Source organism: Rhodococcus sp. 05-2254-6, assembly GCF_002258565.1.
Classification (GTDB): Bacteria; Actinomycetota; Actinomycetes; order Mycobacteriales; family Mycobacteriaceae; genus Rhodococcoides.
Map to the genome: position 1 here is coordinate 12,005 of NZ_NOZF01000187.1, position 16,969 is coordinate 28,973.

Below are 16,969 nucleotides of genomic sequence, written 5' to 3' on the forward strand. Positions count from 1 at the left end.
GCATGACCGCATCAACGAAGGGTCGTTCCGCAGGCTCCACTCCTGCCACGAAGGGTCGTTCCGCAGGCTCCACTCCTGCCCCAACCGGTCGTTCCGCAGGCTCCACTCCTGCCATTCCCTGGGCCCTGCGGACCGACAAACTGGTGGGATCGGTGATCGATTCCTCGACATCGCTCCTCGCCGCACAGAAGCACGACATCGTCAGATTCGCCATGGGATCTCCTGCAGCCGAGACCGTTCCGGCCGCTGCGTTCACCGAGATCGCCGGCAGCGTACTGACTGCCGACGCGTTCGACTACGGTGCCACCGAAGGCGATCCCGGCTTGCTCGACGCGTTGCTCTCGTACCTCGATTCCGTCGGCGAACCCACGTCCGAGGAGCGTGTGGTGATCACCTCCGGCGGAATGCAGGGGCTCGACATCGCGTGCAAGCTGTTCGTCGATCCGGGCGACCTGGTGATCGTCGAAAGTCCCACGTACACCAACGGAACCGCCACCGTGCTCAGCTACGGAGGCGACATTCTCGAGGCCCCGATGGACAGTGACGGCCTCATCGTCGAGGCGTTGCCCGAGCTCGTCGAGCGCGCGGGTCGGGTGCCGAAGATGATCTACGTGATCCCCAACTTCCAGAACCCGTCCGGCGTCACCCTGTCGCTCGAGCGGCGTGAGCTCCTCATCGAGCTGGCGCACCGGTGGGGATCGGTGATTCTCGACGACGATCCGTACGGCCTGCTCCGCTTCTCGGGTGATCCGATTCCCAGTTTCGGCACGCTCAGTCCCAACGACCCGTTGATCTTCTCGGTGCGGACCTTCTCCAAGATGATCGCCCCAGGCCTGCGCGTGGGGTGGGTGGACGCCGCCCCGGAGGCACGGCAGTTGATCGTCAACGCCAAGCAGGCCATGGACACGTGCACCAACCTGCCCGGTCAGCGGATGGTGGCCGAGTACATCCGGCGCGGCCTGCTCGACGAGCATCTTCGATCGTTGGCCTCGGTGTACCTGCCCCGCAAGGTCGCGATGCAGAACAGCATCGACAAGTACTTCGGCGAGTCGATGTCCACGACGGATCCCGAGGGTGGGTTCTTTCTCTGGGCGACGTTGCGCGGCAACGACGTCGACTTCTCGACGCAGGACCTGTTCGAGACCGCACTGGCAGAGGGTGTGGCCTACATACCCGGGCCGGCGTTGTCGGTGGGTGGGAAATTCCACGATTCGCTGCGGCTGTGCTTCGCCTCGTCGACGCCCGAACGCATCGACGAGGGAATCAGACGGCTGGCGGCAGCGGTGGACAAGTCGAAGCACCTGCTCGCCTCCGATCCCACCCGATGACCGTTTCGACTTCCGAAGGCGCTCTTCTCCGTTCGATCGACGAGCACGAGATCGTCTCTCTGACTGCGGCATTGATCGATGCCGGTGGCGAGAACCCCGGCGATACCGAGGAGAAGACTGCGAAGGTGCTCGCCGAGCACTGTCGCGCACTGGGATTCGACGTTCGGACCGTCGAGGTGGCTCCGGGGCGACCCAACGTCATCGTGTCCATCGGATCCGACGAGCGGCCGGGAGTGCTGTTCGTCGGCCACTCGGACGTGGTTCCGGCGGGTACGGGCTGGACCACCGATCCGTTCTCCGCGGTCGTTCGAGACGGCCGAATTGTCGGCCGCGGGGCCTGCGACATGAAAGGCGGCCTGGCAGCGGTGGTCGCGGCGATGACCGCAGTGCATCGCGCCGGTCTCGCGGACGAGTATCCGATGACCTTGGCGTGTCTGGTCGACGAGGAGGACACCGGTCTCGGTATCCGAGCATTCGTCGCCGCGCTTCCGCACCGGAACTACAGCTGCTGCGTGGTGGCAGAGCCGACGGACCTGGTCACCATCGTCGGATGTCGAGGGGCGGCGAACCTGGAGATCGAGGTGCGTGGCCGTTCCGCGCATGCGGGGCAGCCGCGCAACGGGGCCAACGCAATTTCCGCGGCAGCGCGCATCATCGGGATCATCGAGGGCTCCCAGGCCGAGCTGGATGCCAACCCCGACACCGATCTGGGTCCGGCCACGTGGAACGTGGGGACGATAACGGGAGGCACCGGCACATCGATGGTCGCCGATCGCTGCGTGCTCACCGTCGACCGCCGTCTGGTACCGGGAGAGAGCGCTGCCGGTGTCGTCGGCGACCTGCGATCGCGCATCGAATCGGCCGGGGTGACCGGCGGCGACATCGACGTTCGCATCGAAATCGCGATGGAGATGCCGGGCTTTCTGACCAGCGTGAACGATGGATTGGTCACCACCGCAGTGCAATCGGTCCTCGACACCGGATCTGCACGTTCGACTGACATCTGGACCGCATCGTGCGATGGTGGTTTCGTGGCACAGCAGATGGGTATCAAGACCGTCGTGCTCGGTCCGGGGGAGATCGAAAGCCAAGCACATCGGCCGGACGAGTCCGTCGCCGTGCAGCAATTGACCGACAGCGCAAGGGCGTACGCGTTGATCGCCACCAGAATTGCTGCGCTACCAGCGCTTTAGCGTTGCATGAGGGGGTGGGCCGAACCGTATGTTCCGCATCGTCGTAATGTCGAACGCTGCGAAGTACCACACCGACGCTCCACTTTGACCACAAAAGCGAGAGGTATTTCGACCGTGACCGAAAAATCAGGGTCGGCAGCATCGCCGACCGGACATCCCCCGAGCACCGACACTCTGAGCCCGGACGAGACCAAGGTTCTCCATCGCGCCATCGGCGGATCCGCGCTCGGTAACGCCGTCGAGTGGTTCGACTACGCGGTGTACGGCTACCTGGCCGTGTACATCGCCGCCAACTTCTTCCCGTCCGAGGACGGGGGAGCAAGCCTGCTCTCCACGTTCGCCGTGCTGGCCGCGTCGTTCATCATTCGCCCCATCGGCGGCATCGTGCTCGGCCCACTCGGAGACCGCATCGGCCGCCAGAAGGTCTTGGTTCTGACCGTCTCGATGATGACGTTGGCCACGGCGACCATCGGCGTGCTGCCGACGTTCGACACCATCGGCATCGCCGCACCGCTTCTGCTGCTCGTCTGCCGTTTGGTGCAGGGCTTCTCCACCGGTGGTGAATACGGCGGCGCAGCTGTGTTCATGGCCGAATACGCGCCGGACAAGCGCCGCGGATTCTTCGGATCGTTCCTCGAATTCGGCACTCTCGCAGGAACCGTGGGCGGTGCCACCCTGTGCACCCTGCTCAACGTCGCGCTCGGCGACGAGACGATGGAGGCGTGGGGCTGGCGAATCCCGTTCCTGGTGACTCTGCCGCTCGGCATCGTCGCACTGTGGTTGCGGACCCGGCTCGAGGATTCTCCCGTGTTCGCCGAGGCCAAGGAAGACGGCGGTACGGTCGAGGAAGGCGCAGGTGGGGCCATGGCGTCGCTCAAGACCACGATGACGTACTGGCAGCGGATCCTGATCCTGATGGGATTCGTGCTGCTGCTCAACATCGCTTACTACACGGTGCTGACGTTCTTGCCCTCGTATCTCAGCGACACGTTGGGGCACAGCACGACTCAGTCCAACTTCACCCTCGTGGCGATCATGATCATCATGATGGCGATCATCAACCCCATCGGTGCGCTGTCCGACCGAGTCGGCCGAAAGCCGTTGCTGCTGGCGGCCTGCATCGGGTACTTCGTATTCAGCGTTCCGCTGTTCCTGCTGATCATCAACACCGGACTGATCGGCCAGAGCGTCGGCCTGCTCGGTCTCGGAGTGTTGCTGGTGATCATGTGCTCCTGCGTGTCGTCGACCCTGCCCGCACTGTTCCCGACTCAGGTGCGTTACGGGGCGTTCGCTATCGGGTACAACGTCTCGACGGCGCTCTTCGGCGGTACGGCTCCGCTGATCCTGACGTTCCTGATCGACCGAACCGGATCGAACCTGGTTCCGGGTTGGTACATGATGATCGCGGCTGCCATCGCCTTCGTGCCGATTCTGCTGATGCCGGAAACCGCCGGCCGCTCGTTGCGCGGAACCCAGTGCCCCGGTGACAACGACGACGAGGTGGCCGCGTCCGGCGTCGAACTCGTCGGATACAAGAAGAAGTAGTGGCACCTGTTCTCGTCGTTCTGCACGCCGGCGACCTTCCCGACGGTCTCGACTCCGTCGAGGAGGTCGCCGACGTCCGGTACGCCACCGGCGACACCCTCGGTGATGCGGTCGACGGGGCCGACGCGCTGCTGCTGTGGGACTTCTTCTCTCCCGCAGTCCGATCCGCGTGGCCCCGCTGCGGCTCGCTGAAATGGATACACATCGCCGCGGCAGGCGTCGACTCGTTGATGTTCGACGAGTTGGTCGATTCCGATGTGATCGTGACCAATTCGCGGGGCGTGTTCGATCGACCGATCGCGGAGTTCGTGCTGGCGCAGATCCTCGCGTTCGCCAAGGACTCCGAACGTTCTCGCGCACTGCAGCAATCGAAGGTCTGGCAGCATCGCGAGACCGAACGAATCGACGGTGCCCACGCGATGATCGTGGGAACAGGAGCGATCGGTCGGGCCATCGCCACCCTGCTCACTGCAGTGGGGATGTCGGTCTCGGGCGTGGGGCGAACACAGCGAGAGGGTGATCGCGATTTCGGAACCGTGTACGCCAGCGACGATTTGGGTTCCGTGGCAGCCCGAGCCGACTATCTGGTGCTCGTCGCGCCACTCACCGAACAGACGAGGGGACTTGTCGACGACGCGGTGTTGGCCGCGATGACGCCCGGATCCCGGGTGATCAACGTCGGCCGTGGGGAGTTGCTCGATACCGATGCACTGCTGGCACACCTTGCCACCGGGCACATCGCGGGGGCCGCACTCGATGTGTTCGACACCGAGCCGCTCTCGGCCGACCACCCGTTGTGGACGGCCGAGAACGTCATCGTCACCCCGCACATGAGCGGGGATGCCTCGGGGTGGAAGCAGCGGCTCGCGGAGTTGTTCGTTGACAACGCACTTCGGCATTTTCGAGGCGAACCGCTGCGCAACGTCGTGGACAAGAAGCTCGGGTTCGTGGTGTGAGCCCTCAGTAGGCCCGCTCGTACTGCGGTGCCACGGCCGGGAGCATCTCGACGCCGAGTTTGCGGGCGGCGCGCCGCGGCCAGTACGGATCACGCAGTAGTTCGCGTGCGAGCAGTACAGCCGTTGCCTCGCCCAGCGAGACGATGTCCTCGGCCTGCTTGGGTTCGGTGATCATGCCGACTGCGGCTGCGGGCATCGTGGTCTCGTTCTGGATTCGTCGGGCGAACGGAACCTGGTAGCCGGGACCGACCGGAATCTTGGCGTGCACGTTGCCTCCGGTGGAGGTGTCGACCAGATCCACCCCGTGCTCGGTGAGTATCTGCGACAACGCGACAGTCTGATCCGACGTCCAGCTCGGGGCCTCCAATTCGGCTGAATGCTCACTGTTCTCGGGCTCGTCGAGCCAGTCCGTCGCCGACAGGCGAACAAACAGCGGCAGCTCTTCCGGCCACACCTCACGCACGGCGTCGACGACCTCGATCAGCAGACGCGTGCGGCCCGCGAAATCTCCGCCGTACGAGTCGGTACGGGTGTTGCTGGCAGGAGAGAGGAACTGGTGCAGCAGGTATCCGTGCGCGCCGTGCACTTCGGCCACCTGGAATCCTGCTCTCAGCGCACGCTGGGCGGCGGTCCGGAAGTCGTCGACGATCTTCGCGATGTCCTCGGTCGTCGCCTCCCGCGGGCTCGCGTAGTCACCGAACGCAACCTCGCTGGGGCCGACGGTTTCCCAACTTCGGGGGTCCTCGGCGGGCAGGGACTTGCCACCCACCCAGGGCGCAGCGGTCGACGCCTTGCGCCCCGCGTGTGCCAGCTGAATGCCCGGGACGGTTCCGAAGGACGAGATCTCGGCGACGATTTTTGCCAATGCATCGGCCTGGGTGTCGTTCCAGATGCCCAGGTCCGACGGGCTGATGCGCCCCTCGGGGCTCACGGCGGCGGCTTCGGTGATGATCAGACCGGCACCGCCGATCGCCCGGCTCACCAGGTGGGTGCGGTGCCAGTCGCCCGCGACACCGACGATGTCACCCGCCTCGTCGGCCGAGTACTGGCACATCGGTGCCATCCACACCCGGTTCGGGAAGGTGACGTTGCGCAGGGTCAGAGGCTCGAACAGCACACTCACGAGGGGTTCCTCCGGTCTTCGGGCAGCGCCGACGGTCGGTCGACGATCTTCACGCTGTGCTGCAACGACGCGGCGATGCAGCTTCATTCCCGGCCCCTATTAGTGTGTAGTTCATGACAGCTTCCGTCTCGGCCGAACCGGTGACCAGCACTGCCGACGAGCGAGAGAACGTTCACGCCGCAGCACGCCGAGCGCGCTCCGCATCGCGGGCGCTCGCGCTGCTGACGACCGCAGAGAAGGACGCGGTGCTGCACGCCGCGGCAGATGCCGTCGTCGCAGCCTCGCAGTCGGTACTCGCCGCGAACGCAGTCGACATCGAGAACGCGCGAGCGGCCGGTACCGACGAGGGTCTGCTCGACCGGCTGCGGCTGACCGCGTCGCGCATCGACGGCATCGCGGCGGGACTGCGTCAGGTGGCCGGGTTGCCCGATCCGATCGGTGAGGTCATCCGCGGTTCGACGCTGCCCAACGGGCTGGAGATTCGTCAGCTGAGAGTTCCGCTCGGTGTGGTGGGGATGGTCTACGAAGCCCGTCCCAACGTCACCGTCGACGCGTTCGGCCTCGCGTTCAAATCCGGCAACGCGGTGCTGCTCCGCGGTTCGTCGTCGGCGGCGCAGTCCAATGCGGCGTTGGTCGAGGCACTGCAGGGAGCGTTGCGCGATCACGGTCTACCCGAGGCAGCGGTGCAACTTCTGGGAAGCGCCGATCGTGCCACGGTGATCCACCTCATTCAGGCTCGCGGTTTGGTCGACGTGGTGATTCCGCGTGGTGGAGCCGGCCTGATCGCAGCGGTCGTGCGCGACGCCACGGTTCCGACCATCGAGACCGGCGTCGGAAACTGCCACGTGTACATCCACGCCTCTGCCGATCCGGAGACGGCCGAGAAGATCGTGCTCAACGCCAAGACCCGGCGAGTCAGCGTCTGCAACGCCGCCGAGACAGTATTGGTCGATGCCGCGATCGCCGAGACCATGGTTCCGCGCTTGCTCCAGGCCTTCCAGATGCACAGCGTCACGGTGCACGGGGATCTGCCCGGGCTCGTGCCCGCGCACGACGAGGACTGGTCGCAGGAGTACCTCTCACTCGACATCGCGCTGAAGGTGGTGGGCGGTATCGACGAGGCGATCGACCACATCGACCGATACGGCACCGGCCACACCGAGGCGATCGTCGCCGCCGACATCGGTGCCGCGCGCGAGTTCACCCAGCGGGTCGACGCGGCGGCAGTGATGGTCAACGCCTCCACGGCGTTCACCGACGGCGAGCAGTTCGGCTTCGGGGCCGAGATCGGCATCTCGACGCAGAAGCTGCACGCGCGTGGACCCATGGGATTGCCCGAATTGACCTCGACCAAGTGGACCGTGTGGGGCGACGGACACGTCCGAGACTGACAACCCTCGAAGTAACGGCCAGACCCGATCATCAGGAGCTGTGACATGGATCGTGCCCTACCGACGACACCCCCGCTGTTCGCCAGCGTGGACGACGTCCAGAGGCGCCTGGCCGAGACGGGCTATCTGGCCGACAAGGCCACCGCAACCTCGGTGTTTCTCGCCGATCGCCTCGGCAAACCGCTGCTGATCGAAGGTCCGGCGGGAGTCGGCAAGACCGAGCTGGCCCGTGCCGTCGCGCAGACGACCGGGGCCGAACTGGTGCGGCTGCAGTGCTACGAGGGTGTCGACGAGGCTCGCGCGCTGTACGAGTGGAACCACGCCAAGCAGATTCTGCGCATCCAATCCGGTACCGCTGCCGACTGGGACTCGACCAAGCTGGACGTGTTCTCCGAGGAGTTCCTGCTTGCACGCCCGCTTCTGCAGGCCATTCGCCGGACCGATCCCACGGTTCTGCTCATCGACGAGACCGACAAGGCCGACGTCGAGATCGAAGGACTGCTGCTCGAGGTACTGAGCGACTTCGCGATCACCATTCCCGAACTCGGCACGATCGTGGCCGAGCGAACGCCGTTCGTGGTGCTCACCTCGAACGCCACTCGTGAACTGTCCGAGGCCCTCAAGCGTCGGTGCCTGTTCCTGCACCTGGACTTCCCGGACAGCGACCTCGAGCGTCGGATTCTGGCCAGCAGGGTTCCCGACCTACCCGAGGCGATCGCCGAGCAGATGATCAAGACCGTGCGGGTTCTGCGCGCGATGCAGCTCAAGAAGTTGCCCTCGGTGGCCGAGACCATCGACTGGGGACGCACACTGTTGGCGCTCGGTATGGACACCCTCGACGACGATGCGGTTCGCTCCACACTCGGTGTGGTGCTCAAGCATCAGTCGGACCAGGTTCGCGCGGCAGCCGAACTCCGGCTCAACTGACATGCAGGCCCCACACGGAATTCCCGGTTACTTCGTCGGTTTCGTCGACGCACTGCGTCGGCGTGGAATTTCGGTCGGGCCGTCGGAGACGGTCGATGCCGGACGCGTCCTGTCGGTTCTCGATCTGCTCGATCGGGAGGCCGTGCGCGAGGGTCTGGCCTGTGCACTGCTGCGCCGTCCGACGCATCGCGGAGTGTTCGACGCCCTGTTCGACCTGTGGTTTCCGGTGGCATCGGGCACCAGGGACTCGGGGCAGATCGATACCGCGCTGCCCCGCACCGTTGCCGGCGACGTCGACATCGATGCCCTCCGCGAGCTGTTGGTCGATCTGCTCTCGGACGATTCGGCCGAGGCCGCCGAGCTGACCCAGATGCTGGCGGCGCAGATGGTCGAGGAACTCGGACAGTACAAGTCCTCGAACGGGCCGTCGTTCTCGGCATATCAGGCGCTACGCGACGTTGCGCCGGAAACGTTGCTGCGCAAGATTCTCGACGGATTGCTCGGGCGCAGCGACGACGCACCCGATCGCCCCACCGACGACTACGAGTCCGAGGTTGCCAAACGCACTGCAGCGCAACGCATCGCAGACCTACGCAAGATGATCGAGAGCGAGACGAGGCGTCGCTCGGCAGAAAAGCTGGGCCGTGAGCGAGTGGCGAGCTACGGGGTACCCAAGCTCGCGGAGGAAGTCGATTTCCTGCGGGCCTCGGACACGGAGATGGCGGCGCTGCGACGCAACGTCACCCCTCTCGCCCGGTTGTTGGCATCGCGACTTGCGGTGCGGCGCAGCCGAAGCAGGCACGGCTCGATCGATCTGCGGCGTACGCTGCGCAAGTCGATGTCCACCGGCGGTATTCCGATCGACCTGGTCGAGCGCAAGCCGCGGCGAGCGCGCCCCGAACTGGTTGTGTTGTGCGATGTCTCGGGCTCGGTGGCAGGATTCAGTAATTTCACTCTGCTGTTGGTGCATGCACTGCGAGAGCAGTTCTCGCGCGTGCGCATCTTCGCGTTCATCGACTCCACCGACGAGGTGACGCGATTCTTCGATTCCGGAGCCGACCTCGGAGCCGCCATGAGTCGCATCGTTCGCGAGTCCGATCTGGTGACGTACGACGGCCACTCGGACTACGGCCATGCACTGACGACATTCGACGAGAAGTACGCGCACGCGGTCACCAGTCGCAGCTCGGTGCTGATTCTCGGGGACGCCCGCACCAATTACCGCGAACCGAAGCTGCCGGCGTTGGCGCACATCGTGTCGGTGGCCAAGCATGCGTACTGGCTCAATCCCGAACCGAAATCGCAGTGGGGTTCCGGCGATTCGGCTGCCAAGGTGTACTCAGACGTAATCGCGATGCACGAGTGCCGATCGGCTCAGCAGCTCGCCACCGTGGTCTCGCGTTTGCTGCCGGTGTGAGGCGTGTGACGGCAGGCGGCACCCCGGCCGTAGAATCGGCGGTTGTGCAGCGCGAATTCGACCCCGGCGACGACACCGGTAGGCAGTCCGTCCGCCGTTTGGGCGTGATGGGCGGCACCTTCGACCCGATTCACCACGGGCACCTCGTCGCGGCCAGCGAAGTGGCGAACAAGTTCCGTCTGGACGAGGTCATCTTCGTCCCCACCGGAAACCCGTGGCAGAAGGAAGGCAAGACGGTCAGCCCGGCAGAGGATCGCTACCTGATGACGGTCATCGCGACCGCGTCCAATCCGCGTTTCTCGGTCAGTCGGGTGGACGTCGATCGGGAGAAGTCGACCTACACCGTCGACACCCTGCGCGATCTGCGGTCGCAGCATCCCAACGCCGAGCTGTACTTCATCACCGGTGCGGATGCGCTCGAGTCGATACTCACGTGGCAGAACTGGGAGGAGTTGTTCGAGCTCGCCAAGTTCGTCGGTGTCTCGCGTCCCGGGTTCGAGCTCGGCGTCGAACATCTCGCCAATCACCTTCGGTCGTTGCCCGCGGACACTCTCACATTGATGGAAATCCCTGCACTCGCGATATCGTCGACGGACTGTCGACTTCGAGCCGGTGAGAATCGGCCCGTCTGGTACCTGGTACCGGACGGCGTCGTGCAATACATCTCGAAGAGGAATCTCTACAGACCACGAGGCGCTCAGCGTCTCGACGGATCCGTCACCATGTCGGAACCAGCGCCCCAGAAGAAGCAACCGGCAGGGTCGGTCACCAGCGCAATGACCGCGAACCCGAGCCATACGAGTGGGAGTACACCGAAGTGACTGCAACAGCCGAAGCCGCCGAAATGGCGCGTATCGCCGCGCTCGCAGCCGACGACAAACTGGCCGGCGACGTGGTGATTCTCGACGTCTCCGATCAGCTCTACATCACCGATTGCTTCGTCATCGCCTCGGCACCGAACGAGCGTCAGGTCAACGCGATCGTGGAGAACATCGAGGATCAGCTCCGTGAGGCCGGACACAAGCCGGTCCGTCGCGAGGGCACCAGGGAGGGCCGTTGGGCACTGCTGGACTACTCCGACATCGTCGTGCACGTCCAGCACAACGAAGAGCGCAACTTCTACGCGCTCGAGCGGTTGTGGAAGGACTGCCCGACGATCGAGGTTCCCGGTCTCGGACAGCATCCGGCTCCGGAATCGGAGCAATGATCAGACGGCTCATCCTGATTCGGCACGGTCAGACGGAATACAATGCCACCGACCGCATGCAGGGTCAGCTCGACACCGATCTGTCCGAACTCGGCCGCAGCCAGGCGAAGACGGCCGCCGCCGAGCTCGCGACGCGTGAGCCGATCAAGATCGTCTCCTCGGATCTGCGGCGAGCTCTCGACACCGCGAACGCGCTCGGAGATGCAGCCGGTGTCGCGGTCTCGGTGGACGAGCGTCTGCGCGAAACTCACCTCGGTCAGTGGCAGGGACTCACCCACACCGAGGTCGACGACATCGCCCCCGGTGCGCGACCGGCCTGGCGCGCCGACGCCACCGTCGCCCCGCCCGGTGGGGAGAGCCGCATCGACGTCGCGCGACGCAGCATGCCGCTGGTTCGTGAACTCACAGCAGGCGTGCCCGAGTGGGGTGCCGACGGCAGCGAGCGACCGCTCGTCCTCGTCGCGCACGGAGGTCTGATCGCTGCACTGACCGCCGCGCTGCTCGATCTGCCGACCGATCGCTGGCCGGTGCTCGGTGGCCTCGCGAACACCAGCTGGGTGCAACTCGGTGCGCACGGGCCCGGGGAGAATCCGTCCTGGCGACTGGACGTGTGGAACGCCTCGGCGCGAGTGGCCAGTGACGTCCTCTGACACGGCGGCGCAGCCCGCGCTGCTCGTGCTCGCGGACTCGCTGAGCTACTACGGACCCGAGGGCGGACTGCCCGTCGACGATCCGCGGCTCTGGCCCAATCTCGTTGCAGCGGAACTCGGTTGGACGGTCGAGTTGGTTGCGCGCATCGGCTGGACGAGTCGGGACGCGTGGTGGGCTCTGACCCAGGATCCGCGGGTGTGGGCAGCCATTCCCCGTGCCGGTGCCGTCGTACTCGGAATCGGCGGCATGGATTCACTCCCGTCGCCGTTGCCGACTGCGCTCCGGGAACAGATCAGATACGTCCGACCGCCTGCCCTTCGGCGCGTGGTTCGCGCGGGATACCAAGCGGTGCAACCTGTTCTGTCGCATCTCGGTTGGCCCGTGGCGCTGCCGCCGCGGCTCAGCGTCGAGTATCTGGAACAGACCCGCGCGGCACTGGCGTACGTGCGCCCCGAACTTCCGGTCATCGGTACCTATCCGTCGGTGCACCGCTGCGATGCTTACGGCAAGGTGCACTCGGGTCGCGAACCCGCCGTACGCGCCCTGCGCGCATGGAGCGTGGACAACAACGTCCCCATGGTCGACCTCGCCGACGCCGTCCGACCGAACATCGAGTCCGAGAACGCGAACCCCGACGGCATCCACTGGGGGTGGGACGCTCATGTCGCGGTCGCCGAGGCGATGCTGGAGGTGCTGCGACCCGTCGCCGCCGGATCGGTGACCGGATCGCCATGACCGTCGCCGTCGTCACCGACTCCTCGTCCTGTCTGCCGGCCACACTCGCCGCCGAACGCGGCATCGCGTTGGTGCCACTGCACGTGCTGGTCGACGGAATCGACCATCGCGAAGGCGTCGACGACATTCCCGAGCAGTCCACCTCGGGCAAGCCCGTGACCACAGCGGGGGCTTCCCCGGGCGAGCTGACCGAGATCTATGCCGCGGCTCTCGAACGCAGTCGAGGTGCCGGTGTGGTGGCCCTGCACATCTCCCGGGGACTGTCGAGCACGTGGGAGGCAGCACGCCAGGCCGCAGATCACGTGGGCTCGGCCGTCCGAGTCGTCGATTCCGCCTCGGCGGGCATGGGACTGGGCTTCGCGGTGCTTGCTGCGGCAGCCACTGCCGCCGGGGGAGCAGAACTGGACGAGGTGTACCGCGACGCCGTCGCCGCGTCGACGACCTCGCGATGCTTCATCGTCGTCGATCGACTGGACCACCTGCGACGTGGAGGCAGAATCGGTGCCGCCGCGGCGTTGCTGGGCACTGCGCTGGCCATGAAGCCGGTACTGCACATCAGCGACGGCAAACTCGTGTTGAAGGAGAAGGCGCGGACCTCGTCCAAGGCATTGAACAAGCTGGTCGACGCCGCCGTCGCTGCCGCGACCGAGGTCGGTGACGAATCGGGGGTTGCGCTCGCGGTGCACCACATGCAGTGCCCGGAGCGAGCCGAGGACGTAGCCGCGATGCTGGCCTCCCGAATTCCGCACTCGACCAGCATCGACGTCTACCCCTTCGGTGCCGTTCTCGGTGCTCACGTCGGCCCCGGCGCGGTCGGTGTCGTCGTGGCTCCGGGACGCCGATAACCGGGCCCGGCCCTCGGTTCATCCACAGCCTCCGGGTTGTACACAGGGCAATCGGCGACCTGTAATCACCGGGGAGTGAACCGATCGCGGGCACTAGCGTCGTCGAGCATGGGCGGCAACGACGATCGGGCACACACGGTGGCGCGATTGAACTCCGTGCGCAGACAACACGATTCCGACCGCGATCGCGTCGCGCCCGAGGAGCCGCGACCCGACGCCGGATCCACCGACCCGGATTGGCTGCTGCCGCAAGCGGAACGATCAGGCACCCCGTGGTCGGCCTTGCTGCCGTCGCGATGGCGATCCGCCCGCGTCGACCCCGGGAAACCGGGGGCAGTGGCGATGGCGGCGGCCGGGGTGTTCGTCGTGCTGGTGGCGGGATTCGCGGTGCTTCGAGACGCACCGACTCCGGCACCTGCGCCGCCGCTTGCCGTGGTCGCGCCCGGCACGGCTGATGCCGACGACGTTGTCGATCCAGAGCCGAGCGCCGACGCCGAACTCGTGGTGAGCGTCGTCGGGCTCGTGACGAGCCCCGGATTGGTTCGGCTGCAACCGGGTTCGCGAGTCGCCGACGCGCTGGCTGCGGCAGGCGGCTCAGTGGAGGGTGCCGACCTGCTGGCGCTGAACATGGCCGCGCGAGTCGCCGACGGTGATCAGATCGTCGTCGGAGCAGTGCCGCCGGATGCCCCTCCACCGGTCAGCAGTACGACTTCCGGGATCGGCACACCGGCAGACGGTAGTAGCGGCGCACCGGTCGGTGGCGGAGGTTCCACGCCCGGCGGGACGGTGGACCTCAATGCCGCGACCGTCGCAGAGCTGGACGCGTTGCCCGGGGTCGGGCCGGTCACCGCGACTTCGATCGTCGGTTGGCGAGAGACCAACGGCCGCTTCGCAACCGTGGATCAGCTGTCCGAGGTGGACGGGATCGGGCCCGGCCGACTGGCGAAGATCCGAGACCTGGTGCACGTCGGATGAACACCGATACCGCGTCGACCGGTGCGGAGCAGACCGAGGATCGTCAGCCATTCGATGTGCGACTGGTCCCGGCCGCTGCGGTGTGCTGGTCGATCACCGCGATCGGAATTCTCGGAGGCCCGGGTGCTGCTCTCGCTGCTACCGCGTCGGCGGTTGCGGTGGTGCTGCTCGTCGCAGTATCCCTGCACCGGTTGTCGATTCGGCGCGCCTTGCCTGGTTCGAGTCGGTTCGGTGCGGCCGCGGTGATCGGGCTGGCGCTGTGCTTCGGGGGAGCGATCTGGCTTCAGATGAGTTCGTTGGCCGAACATCCTGTCGCTGCGGCGGCGGAGAACCGAGCGTGGGTCACCGCGTCGGTGCGGTTGGAGGAGGACCCACGCCGGCTGTTGTCGGCGGGGCCCTCGATGGTGATGGTGAACGCCGAGATGACTCGCGTGGACGTCGGCGGTGAGGCTCTGTACGTCGGTGGGCGGGTGTCGATCATCGCCCCGGAGTCGAGTTGGTCGGCACTGCTGCCGGGCCAGGAGGTCACCGTGCGGGGCCGGCTCGGCGTGCCGATCAGACCGGACATGAGTGTGGCCGTCATCCGCACGTCGGGTGCGCCCGTCACAGTGACCGAGCCCGGGGCGATCTCCGCTACCGCGGGCACGTTCCGGTCGAATCTGGCAGCGGTAGCGCAGAATTCGATGCCACCGGATCGTGCAGGTCTGTTACCCGGGCTCGTGGTCGGAGACGTCTCGCGGCTGGACGAGACGGTGGCCGAGAACTTCCGGGCGGCAGGCCTGACGCATTTGACGGCTGTGTCCGGCGCAAATTTTTCCATCGTGATCGGCGCGGTTCTGTTGGTGTTGCGGGGTATCGGAATCGGGCCCCGTGCGACGGTCGCGGTGGCGTTCGTCGTGCTCGTTGCGTTCGTGATCGTGGCCAGGCCGTCGCCGAGTGTGTTGCGTGCCGCAATCATGGGGTCGATCGGCCTGCTGGCCCTCGTCACCGGCAGACGACGGCAGGCGGTACCGGCGCTGTGCGGAGCCGTGTTGGGTTTGCTCGCGTGGTGGCCGAGATTGGCGGTGGATGTCGGATTCGTGCTGTCGGTGTTCGCCACCGCAGGGCTCGTGCTCGTCGCGCCGATCTGGGTCGATTGGCTTCGGGCGCGCGGCTGGCCCAGAGCGGCAGCGGAGATGGTGGCCGTAGCCGCGGCGGCGCACGCGGTGACGGCACCGGTGGTTGCGGCCATGGCCGGAACGTTCAGCGTGGTGGGAGTGGCGGCGAATGTGTTGGTGGCACCTGTCGTCGCTCCGATCACGGTGGTGGGGATCGTCACAGCGGTGATCGCTGCCGTCAGCGGCTCGCTGGCGGAACTGGTCGCGCAGCTGGCGTCCGCTCCGCTGTGGTGGTTGATCACGGTGGCGGAGCGGGCCGCGTCGGTGCCGGGCGCGGGCATCGTCGTCCCCGACGGCGTCGAGGGTGCAGCACTGGCGGCGTTCTCGACGGTCGCGGTGCTGACGGCGTTGCGTTTCACCGTGTTTCGTTGGCTGGCCGCGGCGGTGGCGATAGCGGCACTCGCGATGTGGACGGCACACGTTCTGTGGTGAGTGCTCGGACGAAGCGGATGCCGAGTGTGTCGGCCGCGCATGGCACGATCATGGTCGTGACTTCGAGTGTGGCTCCTCTGCATCTGGTTCTCGGCGACGAGGAACTTCTGATGGATCGCGCGGTGGCCGCGATCGTGGCTCAGGTGCGTGCGAGTGCTGCGATACCGGGGGAGGACCTGCCGGTGACGCGGTTGCGCACCGGCGATGCCAGCGCTCCGGAGCTCGCCGAACTGCTCAGTCCCTCACTGTTCGCCGAGGACCGTGTTCTCGTGCTCGAGGCCGCCGCCGAGGCAGGCAAGGACGCCGCAGCGCTGGTACTCGACGCGGCTACCGATCCGCCCGAGGGTGCTGTGGTGGTGGTCATGCACTCCGGCGGCGGCCGGGCCAAGGCGATGGTCGGAGCGCTGCAGAAATGCGGCGCACAGGTGCACGAGTGCGCCAAGCTCACCAAGCCCGCCGAACGCATCGACTTCGTGCGCGGAGAGTTCCGTACCGCCGATGTCCGGGTGAGCGGCGACGTGATCGAGGCGGTGGTCGAGTCCGTCGGCAACGAACTTCGCGAATTGGCTTCGGCCTGTTCGCAGTTGGTCTCCGATACCGGGGGCAAGGTCGACCTCGCCGCGGTGCGTCGGTACTACTCCGGCAAGGCCGAGGTCTCCGGATTCGACGTCGCGGACAAAGCGGTGATCGGTGACCGAGCCGGCGCTCTGGAGGCTCTGCGCTGGGCGATGCACCGGGGCGTGGCGCACGTGCTGCTCGCCGACGCGTTGGCCGATGCCGTCCGCACCATTGCGCTGGTGGGTTCGGCGGGTCGCGGCGACCCGTTCCGAATGGCAGGGGAGCTGGGGATGCCGCCGTGGAAGATCAAGAAGGCGCAGGGTCAGGCGCGCGGCTGGAACGGTCGATCCATCGCCCAGGCGCTGCGCGTGGTGGCGCAGCTCAATGCAGACGTCAAAGGTCAAGCAGCGGACGCGGACTACGCGGTGGAGAAAGCGGTGGCCGAGGTCGCATCACTGGGTGGGTAGCGTCGGCAGAGAGCACGAAAAAGCCCGCTGCATCCTGGTCGGATGCGGCGGGCTCGATCGAG

General features: G+C 66.3%; 16 protein-coding genes. 15 read left to right on the forward strand and 1 reads right to left on the reverse strand.

What is annotated here, in order from left to right; genetic code table 11:
- Positions 1 to 2 precede the first annotated feature (2 nt).
- The 4 genes from CH256_RS26180 to CH256_RS26195 all read left to right on the forward strand — a co-directional run bounded on the left by CH256_RS26180 (position 3) and on the right by CH256_RS26195 (position 5,022).
- Positions 3 to 1,328, forward strand: coding sequence for an aminotransferase-like domain-containing protein (locus tag CH256_RS26180; protein ID WP_256989557.1), 1,326 nt, complete (start codon positions 3 to 5; stop codon positions 1,326 to 1,328).
- On the forward strand, positions 1,325 to 2,521 hold the full coding sequence (locus CH256_RS26185) for a M20 family metallopeptidase (protein WP_094671330.1): 1,197 nt from the start codon (positions 1,325 to 1,327) through the stop codon (positions 2,519 to 2,521). Before CH256_RS26180 ends, CH256_RS26185 begins: the two co-directional genes overlap by 4 nt.
- Before the next feature lie 114 nt (positions 2,522 to 2,635).
- Positions 2,636 to 4,066, forward strand: a complete 1,431-nt coding sequence (locus CH256_RS26190) for an MFS transporter (protein ID WP_256989558.1) — start codon at positions 2,636 to 2,638, stop codon at positions 4,064 to 4,066.
- A complete protein-coding gene (locus tag CH256_RS26195) occupies positions 4,066 to 5,022 on the forward strand; it encodes a D-2-hydroxyacid dehydrogenase (protein WP_094671332.1) in 957 nt (318 codons plus the stop codon). The genes CH256_RS26190 and CH256_RS26195 overlap by 1 nt, the downstream gene beginning before the upstream one ends.
- A gap of 4 nt (positions 5,023 to 5,026) precedes the next feature.
- Here CH256_RS26195 and CH256_RS26200 read toward each other — a convergent pair whose 3' ends face one another.
- A complete protein-coding gene (locus CH256_RS26200) occupies positions 5,027 to 6,145 on the reverse strand; it encodes an NADH:flavin oxidoreductase/NADH oxidase (protein WP_179272237.1) in 1,119 nt (372 codons plus the stop codon).
- A gap of 113 nt (positions 6,146 to 6,258) precedes the next feature.
- Between CH256_RS26200 and CH256_RS26205 the strand changes: the two genes are divergently transcribed.
- The 11 genes from CH256_RS26205 to holA all read left to right on the forward strand — a co-directional run bounded on the left by CH256_RS26205 (position 6,259) and on the right by holA (position 16,907).
- Entirely contained in the window at positions 6,259 to 7,536 is a 1,278-nt protein-coding gene (locus CH256_RS26205; RefSeq protein WP_094671334.1) for a glutamate-5-semialdehyde dehydrogenase, read from the forward strand.
- 45 nt (positions 7,537 to 7,581) lie between these two features.
- Positions 7,582 to 8,463, forward strand: a complete 882-nt coding sequence (locus CH256_RS26210) for an AAA family ATPase (protein WP_094671336.1) — start codon at positions 7,582 to 7,584, stop codon at positions 8,461 to 8,463.
- Position 8,464: 1 nt separating this feature from the next.
- Entirely contained in the window at positions 8,465 to 9,880 is a 1,416-nt protein-coding gene (locus CH256_RS26215) for a vWA domain-containing protein (RefSeq protein WP_094671338.1), read from the forward strand.
- A gap of 107 nt (positions 9,881 to 9,987) precedes the next feature.
- Entirely contained in the window at positions 9,988 to 10,701 is a 714-nt protein-coding gene (gene nadD, locus CH256_RS26220) for a nicotinate-nucleotide adenylyltransferase (protein WP_068052425.1), read from the forward strand.
- Positions 10,698 to 11,087, forward strand: a complete 390-nt coding sequence (rsfS, locus tag CH256_RS26225) for a ribosome silencing factor (protein ID WP_032394567.1) — start codon at positions 10,698 to 10,700, stop codon at positions 11,085 to 11,087. The genes nadD and rsfS overlap by 4 nt, the downstream gene beginning before the upstream one ends.
- Positions 11,084 to 11,737, forward strand: a complete 654-nt coding sequence (locus CH256_RS26230; protein WP_094671340.1) for a histidine phosphatase family protein — start codon at positions 11,084 to 11,086, stop codon at positions 11,735 to 11,737. The genes rsfS and CH256_RS26230 overlap by 4 nt, the downstream gene beginning before the upstream one ends.
- Entirely contained in the window at positions 11,724 to 12,473 is a 750-nt protein-coding gene (gene octT / locus CH256_RS26235; protein ID WP_068052408.1) for a diglucosylglycerate octanoyltransferase, read from the forward strand. Before CH256_RS26230 ends, octT begins: the two co-directional genes overlap by 14 nt.
- Positions 12,470 to 13,318 (forward strand): DegV family protein, encoded by an 849-nt coding sequence (locus CH256_RS26240; RefSeq protein ID WP_094640205.1) that lies wholly within the window; start codon positions 12,470 to 12,472, stop codon positions 13,316 to 13,318. Before octT ends, CH256_RS26240 begins: the two co-directional genes overlap by 4 nt.
- A gap of 108 nt (positions 13,319 to 13,426) precedes the next feature.
- On the forward strand, positions 13,427 to 14,293 hold the full coding sequence (locus CH256_RS26245; RefSeq protein ID WP_094671342.1) for a helix-hairpin-helix domain-containing protein: 867 nt from the start codon (positions 13,427 to 13,429) through the stop codon (positions 14,291 to 14,293).
- Positions 14,290 to 15,882: a ComEC/Rec2 family competence protein gene (locus CH256_RS26250; RefSeq protein ID WP_094671344.1), complete on the forward strand. Its 1,593-nt coding sequence runs from the start codon at positions 14,290 to 14,292 to the stop codon at positions 15,880 to 15,882. Before CH256_RS26245 ends, CH256_RS26250 begins: the two co-directional genes overlap by 4 nt.
- Positions 15,883 to 15,938: 56 nt before the next feature.
- Positions 15,939 to 16,907 carry a DNA polymerase III subunit delta gene (gene holA / locus CH256_RS26255; RefSeq protein ID WP_094640419.1) on the forward strand — a complete coding sequence of 323 codons (969 nt, stop codon included), beginning with the start codon at positions 15,939 to 15,941 and terminating at the stop codon, positions 16,905 to 16,907.
- The last annotated feature ends 62 nt before the right edge of the window (positions 16,908 to 16,969 follow it).

What these genes read in the sequence shown, in the direction of transcription:
- CH256_RS26180 (WP_256989557.1), top strand. Translation starts at nt 3, where the DNA reads ATGACCGCATCAACGAAGGGTCGTTCCGCAGGCTCCACTCCTGCCACG.
- CH256_RS26185 (WP_094671330.1), top strand. Translation starts at nt 1,325, where the DNA reads ATGACCGTTTCGACTTCCGAAGGCGCTCTTCTCCGTTCGATCGACGAG.
- CH256_RS26205 (WP_094671334.1), top strand. Translation starts at nt 6,259, where the DNA reads ATGACAGCTTCCGTCTCGGCCGAACCGGTGACCAGCACTGCCGACGAG.
- CH256_RS26210 (WP_094671336.1), top strand. Translation starts at nt 7,582, where the DNA reads ATGGATCGTGCCCTACCGACGACACCCCCGCTGTTCGCCAGCGTGGAC.
- CH256_RS26215 (WP_094671338.1), top strand. Translation starts at nt 8,465, where the DNA reads ATGCAGGCCCCACACGGAATTCCCGGTTACTTCGTCGGTTTCGTCGAC.
- nadD (WP_068052425.1), top strand. Translation starts at nt 9,988, where the DNA reads ATGGGCGGCACCTTCGACCCGATTCACCACGGGCACCTCGTCGCGGCC.
- CH256_RS26230 (WP_094671340.1), top strand. Translation starts at nt 11,084, where the DNA reads ATGATCAGACGGCTCATCCTGATTCGGCACGGTCAGACGGAATACAAT.
- CH256_RS26240 (WP_094640205.1), top strand. Translation starts at nt 12,470, where the DNA reads ATGACCGTCGCCGTCGTCACCGACTCCTCGTCCTGTCTGCCGGCCACA.
- CH256_RS26245 (WP_094671342.1), top strand. Translation starts at nt 13,427, where the DNA reads ATGGGCGGCAACGACGATCGGGCACACACGGTGGCGCGATTGAACTCC.
- CH256_RS26250 (WP_094671344.1), top strand. Translation starts at nt 14,290, where the DNA reads ATGAACACCGATACCGCGTCGACCGGTGCGGAGCAGACCGAGGATCGT.